This window comes from Leucobacter komagatae, from assembly GCF_006716085.1.
In the GTDB taxonomy this organism is placed as follows: domain Bacteria; phylum Actinomycetota; class Actinomycetes; order Actinomycetales; family Microbacteriaceae; genus Leucobacter; species Leucobacter komagatae.
In genome coordinates this window covers 244,510-266,036 of the sequence record NZ_VFON01000002.1, presented here as the reverse complement: position 1 = coordinate 266,036, position 21,527 = coordinate 244,510, and the positions used below count along the sequence as shown (strand labels likewise).

General features: G+C 68.0%; 23 protein-coding genes and 1 tRNA gene. 14 read left to right on the top strand and 10 right to left on the bottom strand.

The features are described 5' to 3' along the window. Positions 1 to 29: 29 nt before the first annotated feature. Positions 30 to 191, bottom strand: a complete 162-nt coding sequence (locus FB468_RS17190) for a hypothetical protein (protein ID WP_170219797.1) — start codon at positions 189 to 191, stop codon at positions 30 to 32. Positions 192 to 358: 167 nt separating this feature from the next. Between FB468_RS17190 and FB468_RS16115 the strand changes: the two genes are divergently transcribed. From FB468_RS16115 to FB468_RS16100, 4 genes are all read left to right on the top strand, one after another. Beyond that, complete coding sequence (locus FB468_RS16115; protein ID WP_141888783.1) at positions 359 to 865, top strand: hypothetical protein; 507 nt, start codon at positions 359 to 361, stop codon at positions 863 to 865. A gap of 18 nt (positions 866 to 883) precedes the next feature. Next, a complete protein-coding gene (locus tag FB468_RS16110; RefSeq protein WP_141888781.1) occupies positions 884 to 1,087 on the top strand; it encodes a hypothetical protein in 204 nt (67 codons plus the stop codon). An 89-nt stretch (positions 1,088 to 1,176) separates the two neighbouring features. Continuing rightward, positions 1,177 to 1,476, top strand: coding sequence for a cupin domain-containing protein (locus tag FB468_RS16105; RefSeq protein WP_246056012.1), 300 nt, complete (start codon positions 1,177 to 1,179; stop codon positions 1,474 to 1,476). A gap of 185 nt (positions 1,477 to 1,661) precedes the next feature. Then, positions 1,662 to 1,904, top strand: a complete 243-nt coding sequence (locus tag FB468_RS16100; RefSeq protein ID WP_141888779.1) for a hypothetical protein — start codon at positions 1,662 to 1,664, stop codon at positions 1,902 to 1,904. Between the two features lie 59 nt (positions 1,905 to 1,963). On the opposite strand, the gene FB468_RS16095 is transcribed toward FB468_RS16100, so the two are convergent. Further along, complete coding sequence (locus tag FB468_RS16095; RefSeq protein ID WP_141888777.1) at positions 1,964 to 2,269, bottom strand: hypothetical protein; 306 nt, start codon at positions 2,267 to 2,269, stop codon at positions 1,964 to 1,966. A 95-nt stretch (positions 2,270 to 2,364) separates the two neighbouring features. Further along, complete coding sequence (locus FB468_RS16090; RefSeq protein ID WP_211359201.1) at positions 2,365 to 3,033, bottom strand: ArsR/SmtB family transcription factor; 669 nt, start codon at positions 3,031 to 3,033, stop codon at positions 2,365 to 2,367. A 107-nt stretch (positions 3,034 to 3,140) separates the two neighbouring features. On the opposite strand from FB468_RS16090, the gene FB468_RS16085 reads away from it, so the two are divergent. Both FB468_RS16085 and FB468_RS16080 read left to right on the top strand, forming a co-directional pair. Beyond that, positions 3,141 to 3,491, top strand: coding sequence for a DsrE/DsrF/TusD sulfur relay family protein (locus tag FB468_RS16085; RefSeq protein ID WP_141888773.1), 351 nt, complete (start codon positions 3,141 to 3,143; stop codon positions 3,489 to 3,491). A gap of 2 nt (positions 3,492 to 3,493) precedes the next feature. Beyond that, positions 3,494 to 4,747: an MFS transporter gene (locus tag FB468_RS16080; RefSeq protein WP_141888770.1), complete on the top strand. Its 1,254-nt coding sequence runs from the start codon at positions 3,494 to 3,496 to the stop codon at positions 4,745 to 4,747. Between the two features lie 67 nt (positions 4,748 to 4,814). Here FB468_RS16080 and ctaD read toward each other — a convergent pair whose 3' ends face one another. Then, positions 4,815 to 6,482: an aa3-type cytochrome oxidase subunit I gene (gene ctaD / locus FB468_RS16075; RefSeq protein WP_141888768.1), complete on the bottom strand. Its 1,668-nt coding sequence runs from the start codon at positions 6,480 to 6,482 to the stop codon at positions 4,815 to 4,817. Positions 6,483 to 6,566: 84 nt separating this feature from the next. Next, positions 6,567 to 7,463, bottom strand: coding sequence for a bifunctional hydroxymethylpyrimidine kinase/phosphomethylpyrimidine kinase (locus tag FB468_RS16070; protein WP_141888766.1), 897 nt, complete (start codon positions 7,461 to 7,463; stop codon positions 6,567 to 6,569). 65 nt (positions 7,464 to 7,528) lie between these two features. Between FB468_RS16070 and FB468_RS16065 the strand changes: the two genes are divergently transcribed. Further along, positions 7,529 to 8,647: a DegT/DnrJ/EryC1/StrS family aminotransferase gene (locus FB468_RS16065; RefSeq protein WP_141888765.1), complete on the top strand. Its 1,119-nt coding sequence runs from the start codon at positions 7,529 to 7,531 to the stop codon at positions 8,645 to 8,647. Here FB468_RS16065 and FB468_RS16060 read toward each other — a convergent pair. Continuing rightward, positions 8,644 to 9,768: an alanine racemase gene (locus FB468_RS16060; protein WP_141888763.1), complete on the bottom strand. Its 1,125-nt coding sequence runs from the start codon at positions 9,766 to 9,768 to the stop codon at positions 8,644 to 8,646. The genes FB468_RS16065 and FB468_RS16060 overlap by 4 nt on opposite strands. A gap of 3 nt (positions 9,769 to 9,771) precedes the next feature. After that, positions 9,772 to 10,590 (bottom strand): YggS family pyridoxal phosphate-dependent enzyme, encoded by an 819-nt coding sequence (locus FB468_RS16055; protein ID WP_141888761.1) that lies wholly within the window; start codon positions 10,588 to 10,590, stop codon positions 9,772 to 9,774. Positions 10,591 to 10,663: 73 nt separating this feature from the next. On the opposite strand from FB468_RS16055, the gene FB468_RS16050 reads away from it, so the two are divergent. From FB468_RS16050 to FB468_RS16035, 4 genes are all read left to right on the top strand, one after another. Beyond that, the gene (locus tag FB468_RS16050; protein ID WP_141888759.1) at positions 10,664 to 12,034 is read left to right on the top strand and encodes an aminotransferase class I/II-fold pyridoxal phosphate-dependent enzyme; all 1,371 of its coding nucleotides are present in this window, start codon (positions 10,664 to 10,666) and stop codon (positions 12,032 to 12,034) included. Between the two features lie 42 nt (positions 12,035 to 12,076). Beyond that, the gene (gabT, locus tag FB468_RS16045) at positions 12,077 to 13,438 is read left to right on the top strand and encodes a 4-aminobutyrate--2-oxoglutarate transaminase (RefSeq protein ID WP_141888757.1); all 1,362 of its coding nucleotides are present in this window, start codon (positions 12,077 to 12,079) and stop codon (positions 13,436 to 13,438) included. A gap of 38 nt (positions 13,439 to 13,476) precedes the next feature. Further along, positions 13,477 to 13,547: transfer RNA gene (locus FB468_RS16040), tRNA-Cys, on the top strand. Positions 13,548 to 13,608: 61 nt separating this feature from the next. Next, positions 13,609 to 15,066 carry an L-lactate permease gene (locus FB468_RS16035; protein WP_141888754.1) on the top strand — a complete coding sequence of 486 codons (1,458 nt, stop codon included), beginning with the start codon at positions 13,609 to 13,611 and terminating at the stop codon, positions 15,064 to 15,066. A gap of 48 nt (positions 15,067 to 15,114) precedes the next feature. On the opposite strand, the gene FB468_RS16030 is transcribed toward FB468_RS16035, so the two are convergent. Further along, on the bottom strand, positions 15,115 to 15,768 hold the full coding sequence (locus tag FB468_RS16030; protein WP_211359200.1) for a carboxymuconolactone decarboxylase family protein: 654 nt from the start codon (positions 15,766 to 15,768) through the stop codon (positions 15,115 to 15,117). Between the two features lie 10 nt (positions 15,769 to 15,778). Between FB468_RS16030 and FB468_RS16025 the strand changes: the two genes are divergently transcribed. Further along, entirely contained in the window at positions 15,779 to 16,621 is an 843-nt protein-coding gene (locus FB468_RS16025; RefSeq protein WP_141888752.1) for a helix-turn-helix transcriptional regulator, read from the top strand. Here the strand turns inward: FB468_RS16025 and FB468_RS16020 are convergent. Continuing rightward, entirely contained in the window at positions 16,618 to 17,010 is a 393-nt protein-coding gene (locus FB468_RS16020) for an MmcQ/YjbR family DNA-binding protein (protein WP_141888750.1), read from the bottom strand. The genes FB468_RS16025 and FB468_RS16020 overlap by 4 nt on opposite strands. A 295-nt stretch (positions 17,011 to 17,305) precedes the next feature. Here FB468_RS16020 and FB468_RS16015 point away from each other — a divergent pair, with 295 nt between their 5' ends. Beyond that, complete coding sequence (locus FB468_RS16015; protein ID WP_141888748.1) at positions 17,306 to 18,706, top strand: aspartate dehydrogenase domain-containing protein; 1,401 nt, start codon at positions 17,306 to 17,308, stop codon at positions 18,704 to 18,706. Positions 18,707 to 18,758: 52 nt separating this feature from the next. Beyond that, positions 18,759 to 19,463: a membrane protein YczE gene (gene yczE / locus FB468_RS16010; RefSeq protein ID WP_246056010.1), complete on the top strand. Its 705-nt coding sequence runs from the start codon at positions 18,759 to 18,761 to the stop codon at positions 19,461 to 19,463. Here the strand turns inward: yczE and FB468_RS16005 are convergent. Next, positions 19,460 to 21,508, bottom strand: a complete 2,049-nt coding sequence (locus tag FB468_RS16005; RefSeq protein WP_141888746.1) for an NADPH-dependent 2,4-dienoyl-CoA reductase — start codon at positions 21,506 to 21,508, stop codon at positions 19,460 to 19,462. The genes yczE and FB468_RS16005 overlap by 4 nt on opposite strands. Positions 21,509 to 21,527: the final 19 nt, after the last annotated feature.

Below are 21,527 nucleotides of genomic sequence, written 5' to 3'. Positions count from 1 at the left end.
GCGAGTACCACTGCCCGGGCCACGCCCCGTCAAACGGGCGGTTGCTGCCCCTGTGCGCGTTGCTCTGCGGCGTGCTTGCGAAGCGCCGAGAGCACGGCCCCTCGAACCACGAAGAACGCGATGGCCGAGATGACCGCCGCAATCACGGCCCAGTACAGTAACGCAGTGAAGATCATGGTGTCGCTCATCATGTCGCCAGGCTAGTTGACTCATTGGCGGCGCACAATGAATACCTATGCCCGTGCGCGAAGTAGCCCAGCGATGCGTCGCTACAGTTGAACGGAACGGACGAGACACCAAACACGACACCGGGACAGGGGTACGAGTGCGAGCTCACTGGGCATCGAACGGCGAGGGGATGGAACTCCGGTTTACCGCTGCGAGCACCCGAGAGGCGCTGTCTCCCGGCCTGCTGCTCGCCTCGACAGCGCTCGCCGCCGGAAGCGCCGTGATCGCTCTCTTGGGCGGCCTCGCGCTGACCGGCGCGGTGCTCATTGGCGTGCTGCTCGGGGGCCTGTGTCTCGTGTTTGTCGGCTACCTCCGGCTTTCCGCCCAGGCGCGAGAGGTCAAGATCGCGGTCACCCCGGAAGTCCTCAGCGTGCGCGACGGGAATCGGCAGCGTACGGTGCCGCTCACTGGCGTCTCCCGGATCCAAATCGTGCACGATGGCGCGCCCGCGAGGGTCGCCGTTCGGGCGGGGGAAGATCGCTTCAATTGGTCGATTGGTCACCTGCACCGGCACAATACCGTCGAGCGCTTTGTGAGCGAGGCGCCCGACGAGGTTGACGGGTGGCTTCGGGCGTCGGGGATGCGGCGCACCGAGACCGTGAAACGCGGAGTACTGAGCACCGACTACCGAAGGTGACTTCGGTAGTCTCAAGCCATGACCGAGCCACAGCAGAACCCGCAACTGCCCTCCCCGAAGATCCTGCTTCCCGTTGGGATCATGTTTATCGTGGGGGCCGTGTTTGCGTTCCTCCTGATGGATCCGCACGTCGTCACGAGCGCCCTCGCTGGGCTCATTGGCCTCGCCGGGGTGGCAATGGCGGTGCAGAGCATCATGCGTCTCGTGAGGGGCGAGAAGTAGCAAATCTGTTGCTTCGCTTGCCGAGTGCCCACGCAAGCTTGAGTAAAAGTTAATCCAAAGTTTGTTCAAATCTGAGATTTGGGCGTACTGTGGCGAGCCTAAGCCACCTCAACGACGCGGGTCCAGCCCCGGCAGTGATCGACATCGAGTCTGAAACCGTTCGCAACGAGAACTTCCGCACCACGGTGTGGACGGGAGCCCACTCGCAGACCACGCTCATGGTGGTCCAGCCGGGCGATGACATTGGCCTGGAGATTCATAACGACCACGACCAGTTTCTGCGCATCGAAGCCGGGGTGGGTCGAGCCGAGATGGGCCCCGCCGCAGACCCGCTGCAGACCTGGGACGTGTCGCACGGCTTCGCGGTGTTCGTCCCTGCCGGGCAGTGACACAACGTCGTGAATACGGGCGATGAGCCCCTCAAGCTGTACTCGATTTACTCGCCAGCCGAGCACCCGCACGGCACGGTTCACCCGACGAAGGCAGACGCTGTCGGTTAAATATCAATTGGAATGTCACCGAGAATCGGCGTGCAGGTTCCCGGATGTCGCCATGCTGGCTTAATATTGACGACATGCTTAGTGACAGTTTCCGTCGGCTCCCCGCGCAGGTCCAGCAAGGCGTTCTCGAATACCTTGACGAGGAGATCCGTGTCGGGTTCCAAAAGAGCGAAGACGCTGCGGCCAACGAGAAGACCACGCCGGAGGGCGCGCGTCAGCTCGCTGACGGTATCGTGCTGTCGCTTGCGCTGCGCAACTCGTTCACAGGGGAATCGCTTTCGAGTCCCCGCGATCTTGGTATCGGCAAGCGCCAGTAGCGCCCTCGCCTGACGCTGTACCCCGCCCCGCCGATGTTCGGCGCCAGGGCGGGGTTTCGCTATCTCTGGCCGTTTGCGGGCCCGGCCGACGCCCGCGCTGTCCTCGCGACCTGCGCCGTGTCCCAGAGCACCGAGCCGTTTGCCTCTTCAAGGGTGTCGTGCTGCGACACCACCCGCCGCTGTGAGGGCTCCGGGTGCCAGGTCATGACGAAGAAGAGCGGCACGTTCTCGCGGTTCGCGAGCCCCTGGATCATCGCGACCGGCCTATCCTTCGGGTAGCGCATGACGGCCCACAGGTTCGTGTCGACCTGCACGTATGGCATGCGCTCGCGCTCGGTCTCTTTCTCGCGCTCGTTCCGATACACGTCTCTACCCCCATTCGAAAGTGTGTTCGATGAGTGTAGGTCGGGGCGCCGACATTCTCGGCCCGGGGCGGGACCGCGCTTGACGGGTTGGGGTCCTAGTGGGCCGCGGCCCGAACGGCCCGCCCCTCGCTGCGCCAATCGGGGAAGCCGCCGGAAAGTCTTGCGGCTGTCATTCCACTATCGCGCAGCCTGGCTACGGCCTGCGCTGCCATGACGCAGTACGGCCCGCGGCAGTAGGCGACGATGCTGAGGTCGGCTGGGAGCTCTGCGATCCGGGCCTCGAGTTCGGGGAGTGGGATGTTGATGGCGCCTGCGACGTGCCCGGCCTCGAACTCTGACGCCGGGCGCACGTCGATGAGTACGGCCTCGTCGGAGTTGCGTAGTCGATCGAGTTCGTCGAACGAGACCGCCTTCGCGCCGTCAACGCCCGAGAAGAAGTCCTCGGCGAGCGCCGTGATCTCTGTGAGGTGCTCCTCCGCGACGCCCACGAGCGCCAGGTAGGCCGAAGCGATTGACTCGTCGGCGAGTCGGTAGACCCGCGAGTTTCCGTCGGCTCGCTTGGAGACAAGGTTGGCGGAGGAGAGGATCTGCAGGTGGCGGGAGGTGTTCGCCACGGAAGAGGAAACCTCGCGGGCGAGCGACTCGACGGAGCGTTCTCCCTGCATGAGTACGTCGATCATCTCGACGCGCTTGGCGTGCCCGAGCGCGGCGCCGATCCGCGCGAACTGCGCGAAGATGCCGTCCTTGAAATCGCGTGGTTCCACTGGTGCTCCAATCGTCATGCGCTTGTGCCAACCGCGGTCTTAATTATACTATTCAATTAATTTGTTGAATAGCTGGGGTGTGTGACCTCCGGCGGAGGAGGTCCCCAATGAAAGCCCTGATGATAGTGAACGGTTCGGCCTACGGGTTGGACTCGACGTACAACGCGATTCGCCTTGCCGCCTCCATGTCGAAGCGGGATGGTGTCGAGATGACGATCTTCCTGATGGGCGACGGGGTTACGGCGGCAGTGCGCGGGCAAAAGACGCCCGACGGCTATTACAAGCTCGACCGAATGCTCGCGGGAGCCAGGCGCAGCGGGAGTGAGATCCTGTGCTGTGGCACGTGCATGGATGCTCGCGGAATCACGGATGGGATGCTGCTCGACGGGGCACAGCGATCAACGATGGACGAGCTCACCGACCGAACCCTCGAAGCAGATAAGACGCTGGTGTTCTGAGCATGGCACGCACCACCACTGACCCAGGTTCACTCACCGAAGCCGACATCGCCGGAATTCAACGGCGTACTCTTGCCGTCGTCGTCATGAGCCAGGTGCTCGGCGGCGCTGGTCTGGCCGCGGGCATCACCGTCGGGGCGCTCCTAGCGCAGGACATGCTTGGGAGCGAGGGCCTCGCGGGGCTGCCTGCGGCGCTCTTTACCCTGGGCTCGGCCCTCGCGGCGATGCTCGTGGGGCGCATCACGCAGCGCTGGGGCCGCCGGCTCGGGCTGGGGTTCGGCTTCGCCGCCGGCGGTCTCGGCGCGATCGGGGTTGTCGCCGCGGCGGCCCTAGGAAATGCGCCGCTATTGTTCGCGGCGCTGTTTGTGTACGGCTCGGGCACCGCGACCAACCTGCAGGCAAGGTATGCGGGAACCGACCTTGCGCCCTCGAACCGTCGGGCGACGGCGGTGAGTATTGCGATGGTCTCGACGACGCTCGGCGCAGTTGCCGGGCCTAACCTGGTTGAGCCCCTGGGTGGCCTCGCTGAGGGTCTTGGCCTCCCGTCGCTGTCTGGCCCGTTCTTACTCGCCGCGGTGGCCTATCTCGCGGCCTCAGCAGCCCTGCTTGCGCTGCTGAGGCCGGACCCTTACCTGCTCGCCAGGGGGATCGAGGCTGTGCGGCAGCGCGAGCAAGGAGCCGGTGGGGAAGCACCCGCCGCGACGCCGCGAGTGGGAATGGGGGCTTACGTTGGGGCGGTCGTGATGGTTGTCACACAGATCTCGATGGTCGCGATCATGACCATGACCCCCGTGCACATGCGGGCGCACCACCACGGCCTTGGCGCGGTCGGTCTGGTCATCGGACTGCACGTCGGAGCCATGTATCTCCCCTCGCTGGTCACCGGCAGGCTTGTCGATCGGTGGGGTCGCACGCAGATGGCCGTGTTGTCTGGCATCACGCTGCTCGCGGCGGGCGTGATCGCTGCGCTCGCGCCGGGCGATTCGGTTGGGCTGCTGATCGTGGCGCTCGTGCTGCTTGGGTTCGGGTGGAACTTCGGGCTCATCTCTGGCACCGCACTTGTCGTCGACGCCACGGTACCGGCGAACCGCCCGCGAACGCAGGGGGCGATCGATGTGTTCATCGCGCTCGGCGGTGCGGTTGGCGGTGCGCTCTCAGGCGTGCTCATGGCGGCGACGAGCTTCGTTACCCTGTCGATTATTGGAGGCCTCCTCTCGCTTCTCCTTGTTCCCGTGCTGCTCTGGGCAAAGCGCTGACAAGGTACGCGCGGGGCGGTAGGAGGATCCGTGCGAACAACACCATCGGGGGAGCAGTGCGCTTCGACTAGCCGTCGCGCTCGTCGGGCACCGGCTCGCCGAGCGCACGCTCCCCGGAATCTCGATCACGCCTGGCCCACGACGGGGCCGCCTCGGGGTGGTTCACGTCGAAGGCGGGGGACTCCGAACGGATGCGTGGGATCGAGACGAAGTTGTGCCGCGGCGGCGGGCACGATGTGGCCCACTCGAGTGACCGGCCAAACCCCCACGGGTCGTCTTGCGTCACGCGCTCGCCCCGCCGCGCGGTGAGGTACACGTTCAGGAAGAACGGGATCATCGAGACCCCAAGGATCATCGCTCCGATAGTCGAAAGCTGGTTGCCCCAGAGCACCCCGTCTTCCGGGAGGTAGCTGTAGTATCGGCGGGGCATCGCCATGACGCCGAGCCAGTGCTGCACGAGGAACGTCGTGTGGAAGCCGATGAACAGCACCCAGAAATGGACCTTGCCGAGGCGCTCGTCAAGCATCTTGCCGGTCCACTTCGGCCACCAGAAGTAGAAACCCGCGAACATTGCGAATACGACCGTGCCGAACACGACGTAGTGGAAGTGCGCGACAACGAAGTACGTGTCGGAGAGATGGAAGTCGAGCGCGGGCGAGGCGAGGATGACGCCGGTGAGCCCGCCGAACACGAAGGTCACGAGGAACCCGAGTGACCAGAGCATTGGGGTCTCGAATGTGATCGAGCCGCGCCACATCGTGCCGATCCAGTTGAAGATCTTCACCCCGGTTGGCACCGCGATGAGCATGCTCATGAGCGCGAAGAACGGCAGCAGCACTGACCCGCTCACGTACATGTGGTGCGCCCACACAGTGAGCGACAGCGCCGCGATCGCGATGGTCGCGTACACGAGCGTTTTGTAGCCGAAGATCGGCTTGCGGCTGAAAACGGGAAGAATCTCGGAGATGATGCCGAAGAACGGCAGCGCGATGATGTAGACCTCGGGGTGGCCGAAGAACCAGAAGAGGTGCTGCCAGAGAATCGCGCCGCCCTCGCCGGAGAAGATTTGGCCGCCGAACACCCTGTCCATCGCGAGCGCGAAGAGTGCTGCCGCGAGGACGGGGAAGGCGACGAGCACGAGCAGCGACGTGACGAGGATGTTCCAGGAGAATACCGACATGCGCCACATCGTCATGCCCGGTGCGCGCATGGTGATGATCGTCGTGATGAAGTTCACCGAGCCGAGAATCGTGCCGAAGCCCGAGATGCCGAGCCCGAGCACCCACAGGTTGCCGCCGACGCCCGGCGAGAAGGTTTCTGACGAGAGCGGAGCGTACGCGAACCAACCAAACGACGCGGCGCCCTGCGGGGTGAGGAAGCCGCCGACAGCGATGAGCGACCCGAACGTGTACAGCCAGAACGAGAACGCGTTGAGGCGGGGGAACGCGACATCGGGTGCGCCGATCTGCAGCGGCATCATGACGTTCGCGAACCCCGTGAAGAGCGGCGTCGCGAACATGAGCAGCATGATCGTGCCGTGCATGGTGAAGAGCTGGTTGTACTGCTCTTTCGTGGCAACGACCTCGAGGCCCGGGGCGAACAGTTGCGCGCGAATGATGAGTGCGAGGACGCCGCCGATCAGAAACCAGGCGACTGAGCTGACAAGGTACATGTAACCGATCACCTTGTGATCGGTTGACGTCACCCAGGAGACGATCGTGCTGCGGGTTGACATAGTAGGAGTGCTCCTTTCGAATCGAAACTGTGCGGTGCTGATAATGCGGTGCTGTTCTGGCGGCGCTCGGGGCGCGGCGCCGAGTCAGGTGTGGAGCGCCCGCACCTCTGCCGCTGCGAACTCGACGGCCTCGCCAATGCCGTAGCGGTCAAGGAGGGCCGTCGCGAGGGCCGCGGCGAAGGTGTCGCCGAGCCCCTTCGCGGCGATGTTGCGGTCGGGCTGACGGTGCACGCTGCTCCACGTGGGGGTCACGACGATTTCGCAGATGTCGGCGGGCTGGCCGGGCGCGACCTTGCGGCGATCCAGCCTGACTCCAGTGACGACCACCCATTCGGTTCGGGGACCCATGATTGATCGGGCGGCCTCTTCGATGGCGGCACGAGAGGTGAGGCCGGAGAGCGGGCGGCCGCTCAAGTGGGCGAGCTCGAATGTGTTGGGGGCGATGCCGGTGGCGAGCGGCAGTAGCTCTGCGCGGAGCTCTTCGACGAGCCCGGGGTCGGTGTAGAACCCGAGCTCGGTGTCCCCGAGCGTCGGGTCGACGAGCAGCGCTGGGCGCGAGGTCAGAGGGGGCGCGGCGAGCCAGGAGGCGACGGCGGCAGGCTGCCCGGGCGTCGCGAAGTAGCCCGTCATGACCCAGGTGAGGTCGCCGAGCGCGTCGGCCGCCTCGAGATCGCCGAGCGCGCTGGAAAGCCAGGCCGGGGGCACCCGCACGTCGTGCGCCGACGCGTAGTGGGGCATGACGCTGAGCAGGATCGTCGGGATCCGGATCGCGCGCACCCCGCGGGCGGCGAAGACTCGCTCGGCGGCATTGAGGCCAACCGAACCGTGCGCGAGTTGGGAGCCGAGCGCGAGGAGCTGCGCCGGCCTGCGTTCGAGTTCAAGCTCGCGTGCGTCGGTGACCTGCACGGCTCTGCGGGCCTCGCCGATGTGCTCGAACACCCGCGATGATCGGTGATTTTCCCCACCCGCAACATTTGTCATAGGACAAACGCTATCATGGTGGTGACAATGATTCGATCGGCGCCATCGGCGCGGAGGTAGACCCCATGACACAGGCCCCCACACTCATTCCGGCCGCCCGCCCGCTGATAGGGAGCGAGGAGCGGCTCGCGGTCGATGCCGTGCTGCGCTCAGGCAACCTGGCCCAGGGGCCGGAGGTCGCGGCCTTCGAAGCGGAGTTCTCCACCCACTTCGTGCTTGGCCGGCCGACCGTCGCGGTGAACTCGGGCACGAGTGGTCAGCACCTCGGGCTGCTCGCGAGCGGGGTGGGGCCCGGCGATGAGGTCATTGTGCCCTCGTTCACGTTCGCCGCGGTCGCAAACTCGGTCGCGCTCACCGGCGCGACGCCCGTCTTCGCCGACATCGAGCCCGACCACTTCACGCTCGACCCTGTGCGAGTTCGCGAGGCGATCACCGAGCGCACGAAGGGCATCATGCCCGTGCACCTCTACGGCCACCCGTTTCAGGTCGACGCGATCGAGCAGATCACCCGCGAGCACGGGCTCGCGATCTACGAGGATGCCGCGCAGGCGCACGGCGCGAGCTGGCTCGATAGGCCAGTCGGCACGATCGGTGAGTTTGCGATGTTTAGCCTCTACCCGACGAAGAACATGACCGCGATCGAGGGCGGCATGGTCGTGTGCCGCGCCGACGACACGGCGAGGCGCATCAGGTTGCTGCGCAACCAGGGCATGGAAACCCAGTACGCAAACGAGGTCGTGGGCTTCAACGCGCGAATGAGCGATGTGCACGCCGCGGTCGGCCGCGCGCAGCTGCGGAAGGTCGATGGGTGGACAAAGATCCGGCAGCGGAACGCCGCCTTCCTTGACCGCGAGCTTGCGCTCGTGCCGGGCGTAACGCCGCCGCGCGTCGCCCCGGAGGCCACTCACGTCTACCATCAGTACACGATCCGGGTCGCCGCAAGCGAGCGCGACCGCATTCGCCTCGCGCTTCGCGAGGAGCACGGCGTCGCGACGGGCGTGTACTACCCGATCCCGAACCACCGGTTGCCGTCACTCACGGGCTACGCGCCGGCCGGTGAGCTGCCCGAGTCCGACCGGGCCGCAGCCGAGGTGCTGTCGCTGCCGGTTCACCCGTCGCTCAGCGAAGGTGACCTGCAGCGCATCGTTGCTGGCCTAGTGGCGGTCACCGCCGCGGGCTCCTAGAACTCCCCCTCGCGGCCCGAGGGGGAGAGGTGGGTTGGGGTTTCTCGTGGGGGGTAGCCCCAATCCACCGCCCTGCGCCGCACGCGCGCTCCTAAACGGGCCACGATCTCGTAGTTAATCGTGCCGAGGCGCCCCGACCACTCCTCGACGGCGGGTTCGCCGCGGGCCGGGTCGCCGAAGAGCACGGCGCGGTCGCCGACGTGAACCCGCCCAGCAAGGTGGGTGACGTCGAGCACGCACTCGTCCATGTCGATGGCGCCGACGAGTGGGGCGCGCTCGCCCGCAACGCTCACCGTGAGTCCCGAGCCGCTCAGCGCACGGGGCATGCCGTCGGCGAAGCCGATGGGAACGACGGCGCGCAGCCTGTCTGAGCGGTGCAGCGCGACGATCTCGGCGCTCAGCGACATGGCGGGGCGGAGGCCGAAGCGGCTCGCGGCGCTGCCCTGTTCGGGGTCCAGCCCGAGAGCGGCAATGCCAACACGAACGGCGTCGTACGCGAGGTGCGGCGAAGTGAGCGCGGCCGCCGAGGCGGCGAGGTGCCTGATCGGGGCTCTGATCCCGCTCGTGCGAAGCATGCGCACGCCAGCGTCGAACCGCGCCGCCTGCGCCCGGTCGGCCGCGTCGCCGGCGTTGGCGAGGTGGCTGAACAGGCCCGACACGCGAATCGCCCCGCGACGCTCCGCCGCGGCAGCGGCCTGAAACAGTGCCGGCCACGTGTCGGGAGCGGCCCCGTTTCGGCTCAGGCCGGTGTCGAGTTTCAGGTGGACGCCGGCGGTGAGGCCGAGTGCGGAGGCTGCGTCTGCCAGCCGAAGGAGCTGGTCTGTCCGGCTCACACCAAGGGTCACGCCGAGGCTGATGGCGGCGCGTGCGTCGAGACCCTCCGGGTGGAGCCAGCAGAGGATCGGCGCGGTGAATCCGCCCTCCCTGAGCGCGGCCGCCTCATCGAGGCTCGCGACCGCGACCATGCTGGCACCCGCGGCGATCACGGCGCGCGCGACGATCTGGGCGCCGTGGCCGTACGCGTCGGCCTTGACGACGACAATCACGTCTGCGCCCGTGCGTCGACGCAGGGTCTCAATGTTGTGGCGGATCGCCGATACGGAGATCTCGGCGAACCTCACGGGCTACGCTTCCGCGGCTACGGCGTCGCCGTCGGCGGGGAAAGCGTCGGGCCAGTAGTGGCTATCGGGTACCTGTCTTGCGCCAAAGATCGCCTGGCCGACCCGCACGCAGGTAGCGCCCTCTTCGATCGCGACCTCGTAGTCGCCGCTCATGCCCATCGAGAGCCCACCGTCGCCGACGAGGGCCGGGTCGATGTCGCGCATGCGGTCTCGCAGCGTCCGAAGCAGCGTGAAGCAGGTGCGTACGCGCGGAATATCGCTCGTAAAGACCGCGAGCGTCATGAGCCCGCGCACGCGGAGCGAACCGTACTGCGGCAGCTCGCGCAGGAACGCCTCGAGTTCCTCGGGCGGCAGGCCGTACTTCTGTGGCTCTGCCGAGGTGTTCACCTGCACGTAGACGTCGAGACTGCGGCCAGCCGCCTGCAGCCTGCGGTCGAGCGCGGCTGCCGCCCGCAGCGTATCGAGGGCCTGAAACTCGCTCGCGAACTCGGCGACATCGCGAGCCTTGTTGGTTTGCAGGTGCCCGATGACCGACCACTCGACGCCGAGGTCGGCGAGGTTCGTGGCCTTGCGCTTCGCCTCCTGCACCTTGTTCTCGCCGAGCTGCGTGCAGCCTGCCGCGATCGCGAGCCGCACCCGCTCCTCGGGCACGGTCTTGCTGACGGGGAGGAGCTGGACATCGTCGGGGGAGCGGCCAACCCGCTCAGCGGCCCGCGAGATGTTCGCGCGCACATCGGCGATGTTCTGCGTGAATTCGGCGACGGAAGTCGCCGTCGGGAAGTCGTGAATGGGGAGGTCGTCTGCGCCGGGTTGATTTGTCATAGGACAAAGCGTAACATGGGCTGTGTTGAAGCCGGGCAGACGTGCCCGGCGCACCCACGAGAGAGAAGCGAGCATGACTGATCGCACCGCAGAGCACCCCGCTATCCCAGAAATCTTTGGGAGCACGGTGGAAGACATCGTCGCGAGCATCCGCTCCCTCATCGACGCCGGGGCGCTGCAGCCGGGCGACTCGCTCCCGCCAATGCGGGGCCTCGCAGACCGACTCGGGGTGAACCGCAACACGGCCTCCGCCGCGTACAAGGCGCTGGTGCAGGCCGGTCTCGCCGAGACGCGCGGGCGCGCCGGCACGTTCATCGTCGACCCGTACGAAGCGCTCGAGGAGGAGGGCTTCGCCCGCGACACCGTCTTGCGCGACGTTGGTGACGGGAACCCCGATGCCGCGCTGCTTCCGCGCCCCGAGCTCGTGCGGCTCGCTCCCGCGGAGCCGCGGCTCTACGGCGAGCCGACCATCGATCCTGCTCTCGCTGAGTGGGCGACGTCGTGGATCGCGGAGGATCAGCCGCGCCCGTTCCGCCTCACCGTCGCCGCCGGTGCTGTCGACGCGATCGAGCGGCTGCTCGCCCAAACACTGACCCCGGGCGACTCGCTCGCGGTCGAGGACCCGTGCTTCCTCACGAGCATCAGCACGATCAGGCAGAACGGCTACCGCCCGGTGCCCGTTGCGATGGACGCGGAGGGGATGCGGCCCGAGAGTCTGCGCGCGGCGCTCGAAGCGGGCGTGCGCGCCGTGATCTGCACGCCGCGCGCGCACAACCCGACCGGCGCGAGCCTCACCGCAGCTCGCGCCGCGGCGCTCCGCGACGTGCTCGCCGACTACCCGCAGGTGCTCGTGATTGAGGACGATCACTTCTCGCTGCTCGCCCGCGCACCATACGCGACGATCATCGGCGAGGGGCAGCTGCGGTGGGCGCTCGTGCGTTCGATGTCGAAGGCGCTCGGCCCAGATATGCGGATCGCGCTCGTCGCGAGCGACTCCGAGACGGCCGAACGCCTCGCCTCACGGATCAGCGGGGGCATCACCTGGGTGAGCCACCTCATCCAGCGGCTCACCATCGCGATGCTCACGGATACACAGACGCGAGACCTCATCGCGCGGGCGGGCGCCCACTACGCCGCGCAGAACGCCGAGTTCGCCGAGCGGTTGCGCGGCGTGGGGCTCACTTCTGAGAGTCGCGATGGCCTGAACACCTGGGTCGACGTTCGCGGCGACTCCGCCGACGTCCTCGTGCAGCTCATGCGTCGCGGGTGGATCGCCCGTGACGGCGCGAGCTTCGGGCTGCAGGGGGAGAACGAACACTTCCTCAGGCTCACCGTGCACGACCTTTCCGGCGACGAGATGACGAAGCTCGCCGCCGACCTCGCAGCAGCCGTGGCCGCCGTGCCGCCAGTGCCCGCTGCCCCGCACGCCCCCGCAACAGCGTAAGAGCGACACCGCTCTGCATCACAACCGAAGGGAATTCCAGCCATGACTCAGACAGTCCACGCTCCCACCGCGCCGACCGCTTCCGGGCCGCGCGTGCGCCCCGAGCTCGTCACCGAGGTTCCGGGCCCGAACAGCCTCGCGATCCACGCCCGCCGAGAGGCCGCCGTGCCGCGCGGCGTCGGGTGCGCCCTGCCCGTCTACATTGACTACGCCGACGGGGCATGGCTCACCGATGTCGATGGCAACCGGCTGCTTGACCTCGGCTCGGGCATCGGTGTCACGACCCTCGGTCACACGCAGCCGACGGTCGTTGCCGCGGCGAAGGAGCAGCTCGATCGCGTAAGCCACACGCTCTTCACTGTGACGCCGTACGAGAACTACGTGCGCCTCGCTGAGCGGCTCGGCGAGCACACTCCCGGCAGCCATGCGAAGAAGACCTTCTTCGTGAACTCGGGCGCCGAGGCAGTCGAGAACGCGGTGAAGATCGCGCGCGCTCACACCGGGCGCCGCGTCGTCGCAGCCCTCGACCACGCGTTCCACGGCCGCACCAACCTCACGATGGCGATGAACCACCGCGCGGCTCCCTACGGCACGGGATTCGGCCCGTTCGCACCCGACGTGCAGCGCGTACCGAACTCGTACCCGTTCCGCGACGGGCTCTCGGGCGCCGAGGCCGCAGCGCGCACGATCGAGTACCTCGAGCAGCGCATCGGGGTGCAAGACCTCGCGGCGGTGATCGCTGAGCCCATCCAGGGCGAGGGCGGTTTCGTCGTGCCGGCCGAGGGCTACCTCCCCGCGCTGCAGGAGTGGGCGACCGCGAACGGCGTCGTCTTCATCGCCGACGAGATCCAGGCAGGCCTCGGCCGCACCGGCACCTGGTTCGCGAGCGAGCTCTTCGGGCTCGTGCCCGACCTCGTGCTCACGGCAAAGGGCATCGCCGACGGGCTGCCACTCGCGGGCATCACTGGCCGCGCAGAGATCATGGACGCCGCACACGTCGGCGGCCTCGGCGGCACGTTCGGCGGCAACCCCGTCTCGATCGCTTCTGCCCACGCGGTCCTCGACCTCCTTGAGACCGGTGAGCCGTTCGCCGAGGCCGCTCGGATTGAGCGCGCGCTCGTGGAGAACCTCCGCGACCTCGCCTCACGGTTCCCGGAGATCGGCGACATTCGCGGGCACGGCGCGATGATCGCGTTCGAGCTCGTCGAGCCCGGAACCACGACGCCGCTCGCGGGGCTCGCGGGCGAGATCGCCGCGTACGCCGCGAGCCAGGGGCTGCTGCTGCTCACGGCAGGCAGCTACGGCAACGTCATCCGCTTCCTCCCCTCGCTCGCGGTGACGAGCGAGCAGATTGAGTATGCTGTGGAGGTGATCGGGGAGGCCCTCGCGCGCCCGCGCGCCTAGGGCGACCCGGGGCCCGTCCGACTGAGGCGGGCCTACCCGGTGGGGTGACCGAATGGCTAGGTTGCGGCTCGCAAGGCCGTGTATGCAGGTTCGACTCCTGCCCCCACCTCTCCGTCTCACTGACGGGCGACCTCGCGGCCGCGAACCATCCGGGAGGAGCCCAGATCGCCATGCACGCGCTCGCCGCAGTCGCACCGCTCGCAGCGGTGATCCTGACCCTCGTGCTCGGTCGCTCGTCGCGCACGGCCGCGATCGCCGGTATCGCGGTGCTGGTGCCGCTCATCGTGTTCGTCTTCCCGACGCCCTGGCCGGTGATCGGGCGGGCAGCCGTCGAGTGGGCGCCCGTCGTGACCGAGGTGATCCTGGTGCTGGCGGGCGGCATCCTGTTCGCCGAAGCCGGGCGGTTCACCGGGAACCAGCAGCGCATCACGGACTGGGTGACGAACTCGCTCGGCACCGGCGTCGTCCCGGTGCTCGCGATCGTGCACGGGTTCACGCCCCTCACCGAGTCGCTCACCGGCTACGGAGTGGGCGCCGCCCTCGCCGTGCCGCTCTTGCTCGGGCTGGGGCTGCCCGGGAAGCAGGCCGCGATTGTCGGGCTGCTCGGTCTGTGCGCGGTGCCGTGGGGCTCGATGGGGCCGGGCACCCTGATCGCCTCACACCTCTCGGGGGTCGACTTCGACGCGCTCGGCGTGACGACGGCGATCTTCAACGTTGTCGTGTTCGTCGCCGTCGGCGTGACAGCCGCGCTGCTCGTGGCGGCACCGGGCCACAGGGCGGGGAGCGTGCTCGCGGCCATCGGATCCGCGCTCGCACTCTCCCTCGCGGTGTTCGGCGCCAACGTGCTCATCGGAACCGCCCCCGCCGGGGCGATCGGCGGCCTCACGGTGCTCGCGCTGCACATCGGCCTGCGCGCAGTTCGCGGCGGGCGGGTGCGCATGGCGGCGAGCGTCGCGCGGGCTTTCATTCCCTACGCGATTGTGCTGTGCGGGATGCTCGCCGCCACCGCTGCGTTCGCGCTCGCAGGGTCAGGATCGGGTCCCGCGGGCTCGGCGGGTGCCGAACCAGCAGGTGCTCGCTCAGCGGGGGAAGGCGTAGCCCAGGCGATCCTGACCTCACCGGCGCTGTGGCTGTTCGTCGCGACGGGCGTGCTGCTCGCACTGCACCGTGACGCGCTTCGGGGCGCGGTGCGGTCGGCGGCGGGCACGTGGCTCAGGGTCGCTCCGGCGACCGTGCTGTTCGTCGCGCTCGGGGCGCTCATGGGGGTGAGCGGCATGACTGAGGCGCTCGCGGGGATGCTCGCGCGGCTCGGCGCGGGCTACCCGTTCTTCCTGCCGCTGTTCGCCTCGCTCATCGGGTTCATCACCGGTTCGAACTCGGGAGCGAACGCGCTCGGAGCGGGGGCACAGACCGACGTTGCGCGTGCGCTGGGCCTCGACGTGCCGCTCGCGATCGGCGCGCACAACGCCGCGGCCGCGACGGCGATGATGGCATCGCCTGCCCGCGTCGAACTCGCGACGAGCCTCGCACGGGTGCCCGACGAGCGCGGGTCGGTGCAGCGGCTGCTGTTGCTGCAACTCGGTGTCATCTCACTCGTCATGGGCGGCCTGAGCTTTCTGCTGCTGTAGCCCGACGCCCCGCTGAGCGGAGGCGCCGGGCCAATGCAGCCGCGCAGGTTAGCGCTGGAACGGCACCTCGGGGAAGTCGACGGGCACGTCGAGCGCGATGTTGATGTAGTTCGTGAACAGGTTCAGACCGACCTGGGCGATGGTCTCGACGATCTGGCCGTCGGTCCAGCCGTGCTCGCGAAGGCCCGTGATCTCTCCCCGATCGACCTTGCCACGGTTCTCGACCAGGCTGTGCGCGAACTGCAGGAGCGCCTCGGTCTTGGGGTCGGCGGCCCGCGCGCGCTGCGCGGTAGCGAGCTCCTCCGCGCTCAGGCCCGCTTGAGAGCCGAGCGCCGTGTGCGCGGCGAGGCAGTACCTGCAGTCGTTTGTGTCTGCAACGGCGACGGCGATCTGCTCGGTGAGGGCCGCGCCGAGCGCGCCCGTCGAGAACGCGCCGAACGAGCCCCACATCGACTGCAGCGCAGCGGGGGAGTTCGCGACGACGGCGAACATGTTCGGCACCGTGCCGAACGCCTTCTCAATCTTTGCGAGGTTCGCCTGGGCGGCCGGTGCCGCATCGGTGGCGGTGAGGGGTGGGACGAGTGACATGATGAGTGCTCCTTCGGTCTGGCCGCCGGTCGCGTTGACCGGCTCACCCCAGTCTGATCGCTCCTTGAAGATGTTTCGCGCCATATCAGCCCGGTGTTCTGCCCGATCGTCCATACTTAAGGGTATGAGCTCGATCGACCGCCTAGACGCGCTGCTTCGCCGCTTCGGCGTGCAGGCGCAGCAATTCTTCGACGGCAACCTCTGCGACCAGCGCCGGTTCGAGCCGATTCCCGGGCGAGGGTTCCTCCACATCCTGCGCGCCGGCGCGATGGCCGTCGACGACGGCGCCGGCAACGCGCGGTGGATCACCGAACCGACACTGCTGTTCTACCCCCGAGCGCACGACCACGCGTTCACTCCGGGGCCAGACCGGGGAGTAGACCTGGCCTGCGCGACGCTTGCGTTCGACGGTGGCGCTAGTCATCCGCTCGTCGCGGCGCTCCCCGACGTCGTGAGCGTTCCAATCAACGAGGTCGCCGGGCTCGATGCGACACTTGACCTGCTCGCGACCGAGATCGACGGGGTTGCTTGCGGCCACCGCCACATCGTCGACCGGCTGTTCGAAGTCGTACTGCTCAAGCTGCTGCGCCACCTGCTCGATCGGCCGGGGGAGCACGGGATCAACGGTGGGATGATCGGTGGCCTCGCAGACCCGCAGATCGCCCGCGCCCTCGGAGCCGTCCACGCCGAACCAGGCGAGGCATGGACCATCGAGGGGCTCGCCCGCGAGGCGGCGATGTCGCGCAGTGCGTTCGCGGCGCGTTTCCGGGCGCTCGTCGGAGTCACGCCCCACGACTACCTCACTGAATGGCGAATCACTGTCGGCAAGCAACTCCTGCGGCGCCAGCAGCCGGTCTCCGAGGTCGCCGCGACGCTCGGGTACACGGGAAGCTCGTTCGCGCGGGTATTCGCTCAGCGCGAGGGGCTGTCGCCGCGCGCTTGGGCGGCCAAGCAGCAGGTGCTCTAGCTTTCGGCTGCCGGCTGCCCGAATGTTGACGGGTCGACCGGGCGCTGCGCGCGCGGAAGCGACTCGACGACGAGGAGATACGACTCGGTGACGAGGTCACGGACGAGGGCTTCTTCGAGCGCGCCGCCGGCACGGAGCGAGATCCAGTGCCGCTTGTTCATGTGGTAGCCCGGAATGATGTCGTCGAACGCTTCGCGCAGTGTCGTCGCGTCGGCGGGCTTCGCCTTGAGCGTGACAAACGGTTCGGTCGACCCCTCGGAGAGCAGCAGGAACATCTTTCCGCGAACCTTGTAGACCGTCGCGTCGGGCCCGAACGGCTGCTCCGGTGCCGAGCCGGGCAGCTCATCGGCGCGTGCCGCGGCCCACTCCTGCAGTGTGGTGGGGGTCATGCGAGGCTCCGATCGTGGTCGCTGGCTTGTGCAAGCCTAGTGGAGCCCTCCGACAAGCTTCGCGCCGGCCTCCACCCCCTCCACCCGCCTGCACCCTATCCTCCACCCCGCCCTTTCGGCACTTCCGCCTGCAAAAGGTGGAAGGTCTGCCCGATTTGTCCTAGAACCTGCATACGAACCACCGATCCCATACGGTGTGTCGGAGTGCCGAGCCAAGCACCAGCGAGCGGAGCCACCGGCGGAGCTCCAGCCGAGCCTAGAGGAGGCAGCCCGTGCCGCGGACTATGGTTGAGGCATGGCATCGGTATCGCGTGGACGGCCCCCTGCATCGTCACGGGAGACGCTGGCTGACGCCGCGAGCGAGTTGTTTCTCGAGCAGGGATACGACACCACCACGGTCGCAGACATTACGACACGGGCGGGCGTGAGCCGATCCTCGTTCTTCAACTACTTTGACGGCAAGGCGGCGACCATTTGGTACGCGCTTGACGAGCACCTTGCCGAGTTCGCGGCGGCGGGACCCTCCGGGGAAGGCGTTGGCTCAGCCAAAGCCCTGGCTGGCAGAGTCGGTGCCGCGCCCCCTCACACCCTCGCATTGGCAATCGCGAACGCCGACGCAATGGGCGTGCGCGAGGAGCTCGGAACGGGCCGGGCGCTGCGCCAGGCATCGCTGGCGGTCGCGCTCGCCGCAGGCGCGCGCAGCCCAGGGAAGGCCTCACTTGCCGCGCAGATTGTCGCCGCGGCGCGATCCGCGGCGGTGTTTGCGGGCATCTGGCAGTGGGCCGAGCGAGGCGCCGGAACGACCGACCTTGAAGCGGAAATCCTCACTGCGCTGCGTTCGATCGAGCTTGGAGCCCCGGTGTCGCGGGACGCGCTGCGGGTCGCCGTCGTCGGCAGCGGTGCGATCGGTGCCCGCGTTATCGAGGAGCTCGCAGCCGGGAACGTGCCCGGCGCAGAACTTGCGGGCGTTGTCACGAGGAGAGCAGACGCGCTCACAGAGGCAGTCGGGGAGCTCTCCGCGGGCATCACGGACTTCGGTGATGATCTCGACGCGGCGATCCGCGAGAGTGACCTCGTCGTCGAGTGCGCGGGGATCAGTGCAGCGCAGAGCATCGGCGCTCAGGTGGTCTCGGCCGGGCGAGATCTGCTCATCGTCTCGATCGGCGCGCTCGCGAACACGGAGAGCCGCCGGGCCCTCACGAGTGGTCCCGGTGTACTCCGGCTCGCGACGGGCGCGATCGGCGGGCTCGACCTGCTCGCCGCGGCGGCGCGGCCCGGCGGCATCGAAGGCGGGATCACGAGCGCGAGCCTCACCTCAACGAAGGGTGCGGCCTCGCTCGTGCAGCCCTGGATGAGCGCCGAGCAAGTACGGCGGCTTGAGACCGCAACAGAGCCGTTCACCCTGTTCGAGGGTGCGGTTGCGGAAGCCGTTGAGCTGTACCCGGGGTCGCTGAACGTCGCGTGCGCGCTCGCCCACGCGACGGGGCTTTGGCGTGAGACGCTGGTGCGGTTGGTCGCGGATCCGCAGGCCGAGCGAACCACTCACGAGATCGCTGCGGCGGGTGCCGCGGGGGAGTACAGGTTCGTGATGACGAACGCGGTTTCCGAGGCCAACCCAACGTCGAGCGCAGTTGTCGCCGAGACTGTGCTGCGAGGGATCGGCGTGCTCGCGGGCCCTGGCGCGACGTTCGTGTAGCGGAGTCCGCGCAACCGGTGTCGGAGCTCCGCGCGGGGACTACACTAGCTTGGTGAGTAAACCGCGCCCTCTGAAATCGCTCGACCGACTGCCGCGCAGAATTCTGCAGCTCGCGGGTGGTCTTGCGCTCTTCGGCATCGGGGTCTCGCTCATCCTGAAGTCGAACCTGGGCGCCGCGTCCTGGGACGTGCTGACCCAGGGGCTCAGCCACCACCTGCCGCTGAGTTTCGGCACGATCACCATCATCATGAGTGGCATCGTGCTGCTGTGCTGGATCCCGCTGCGTCAGCGCGTCGGCTTCGGTACGGTCGCCAACGCGATCCTGATCGGGGTGTTCGCCGACGTCGGGTTGGCCCTGTTTCCCTCGCCCGAGATCTTCTGGGTCCGCATCGCGGTGATGCTGCTCGGCGTGCTGCTCGTCGGCATCGCGAGCGGGATATACATCGGCGCTGGCTTCGGTTCGGGGCCGCGCGACGGGCTGATGATCGGCCTGCACGAAGTTACTCGCCTCCCGATCTGGGTGGTGCGCACCGCACTCGAGGTCTTTGTGGTTGTTGTCGGGTGGCTACTCGGCGGCACCGTCGGCGTCGGCACGCTCGCGTTCGCGGTGTTCATCGGGCCGCTCTGCCAGGTGTTCTTGCCGCTGTTCGCGGTCAAGGCCCCAGAAGAGCCGTCCGCCGCCAAGTCTGCCCCCGCGCCAACGGCCCCGAGCGCCGCGGCACCCGAAGCCGCAGCCCCGGAGGCCGCGGGAGTCTAAACCTCCGCTGCCAGCCGCGTTCCCTGATTGATTGCGCGCTTTGCGTCGAGCTCGCCAGCCACGTCGGCGCCCCCAATGAGGCGAGCGGTCACGCCGATTGCGCTCAGCTCGTCAGCGAGCGACCTGCGCGACTCCTGACCGGCGCACACCACGATCGAGTCGACGTCGAGTACCTGTCGCTCGCCGTCGACCGAGATGTGCAAGCCCGCGTCGTCAATTCGCTCGTACTCGACACCGGCAACCATCTGCACGCCCCGACGGGCGAGCTCGGTTCGGTGGATCCACCCGGTCGTCTTACCGAGCCCCTTACCAAGCTTGCCCGCCTTTCGCTGCAGCATGACGAGTTCGCGAGCGGGCTCGAGCGGAGCAGGCTGCGTGAGGCCGCCCGGGTGCTCGTAGGCCGCGTCAACGCCCCAGTGGTGCAGAAACTCGCCGGTCGTTGCGGGCTCGCCGTGCAGGCCCGGGGAATCTGCCGGCTCGGTCAAGAACTCGGCGGTGTCGAACCCGATGCCGCCCGCTCCGATCACAGCCACCTTTCTTCCGACCTGCGCACCGTCGCGCAGCACGTCGAGGTAACCAACAACCGACGGATGATCAATCCCAGGGATGTCTGGGGTACGCGGCGTGACCCCCGCAGCGACGATCACCTCGTCGAAACCTTCGGCTGCGAGGGCGGTCGCCGTTGCCTCCGTGCCGAGCCGGAGGTCGACGCCCGTCTCACCAAGCCTGACGCGGAAGTAACGGATGGTCTCGCGGAACTCGCTCTTGCCCGGCACGCGCATTGCCACGTTGAGCTGGCCGCCGATCTCATCGGCGGTGTCATAGAGGGAGACGGAATGACCGCGCTCAGCGGCCGTGACGGCGAACGCGAGGCCGGCGGGGCCCGCCCCAACAACTGCGAGCCGCTTGGGCCGATCGGTCGGGGTGATGACGAGCTCGGTTTCGTGACCGGCCCGCGGGTTCACAAGACACGACGTCAGCTTGCCAGAGAACGTGTGGTCGAGGCAGGCCTGGTTGCAGGCGATGCACGTATTGATGCGCTCGGGGGTACCCGCCGCTGACTTCACGATGAACTCGGGGTCCGCGAGGAACGGCCGAGCCATGGAGACGAGGTCGGCATCCCCCGAGGCGAGCACGTGCTCCGCGGTCTCCGGCGTATTGATCCGGTTGGTGGCGATGAGCGGGAGCGAGACACTGCCGCGCAGCTCGCGAGTGACCCAAGAGAACGCGCCGCGCGGAACGGAGGCGGCAATCGTCGGGATCCGGGCCTCGTGCCACCCGATGCCCGTGTTGATGACGGTTGCGCCCGCGGTCTCCACGCGCCCTGCGAGTTCGATGACCTCGGCGAGCGACGAGCCCCCGGGTACGAGGTCGAGCATCGAGAGCCTGTAAATGATGATGAACTCAGGGCCGACGGCGGCGCGGACCCGGCGAACGATCTCTGTAGGGAGGCGCAGCCTGCCCTCGAGGTCGCCGCCCCAGCGGTCGGTTCGCTGGTTCGTTTCGCGCGCGATGAACTCGTTGATGAGGTAGCCCTCGGAGCCCATGATCTCGACGCCGTCGTACCCCACGGACTTGGCCAGCTCGGCTGCCCGCGCGAAGTCTTCGATGGTGCGCTCGATGTCGGCGTCGGAGAGCTCGCGAGGGGTGAGCGGTGAGATGGGCGCGCGGAGCGGGCTCGGCGCGACCAACGCGGTCTGCGCCCCGTATCTGCCGGCGTGCAGCAACTGCAGAGCGATGCGGCCCCCGGCGCCGTGCACCGCGTCCGTGATGAGCCGGTGCGGCTCGGCGTCTGCCGCGGTCGACATCGTCGCGCCGCCGTCAGTGAGGCGGCCCTCCGCGTTCGGCGAGATGCCGCCGGTCACGATGAGCGCGGCACCTCCCTCGGCCCGCTCTCGGTAGAAGGCGGCAAGCCGTTCGAACCCGCCCGGAAGCTCCTCTAGCCCGAGATGCATTGACCCCATGATCGCGCGGTTCGGCAGCGTCACGCCTGTGCCGGGCAGCGAGAGCGGGGTGAAGAGATGTGGGTACGTCGTCGTTGACATGGGAGCCTCTCGGTCGGTG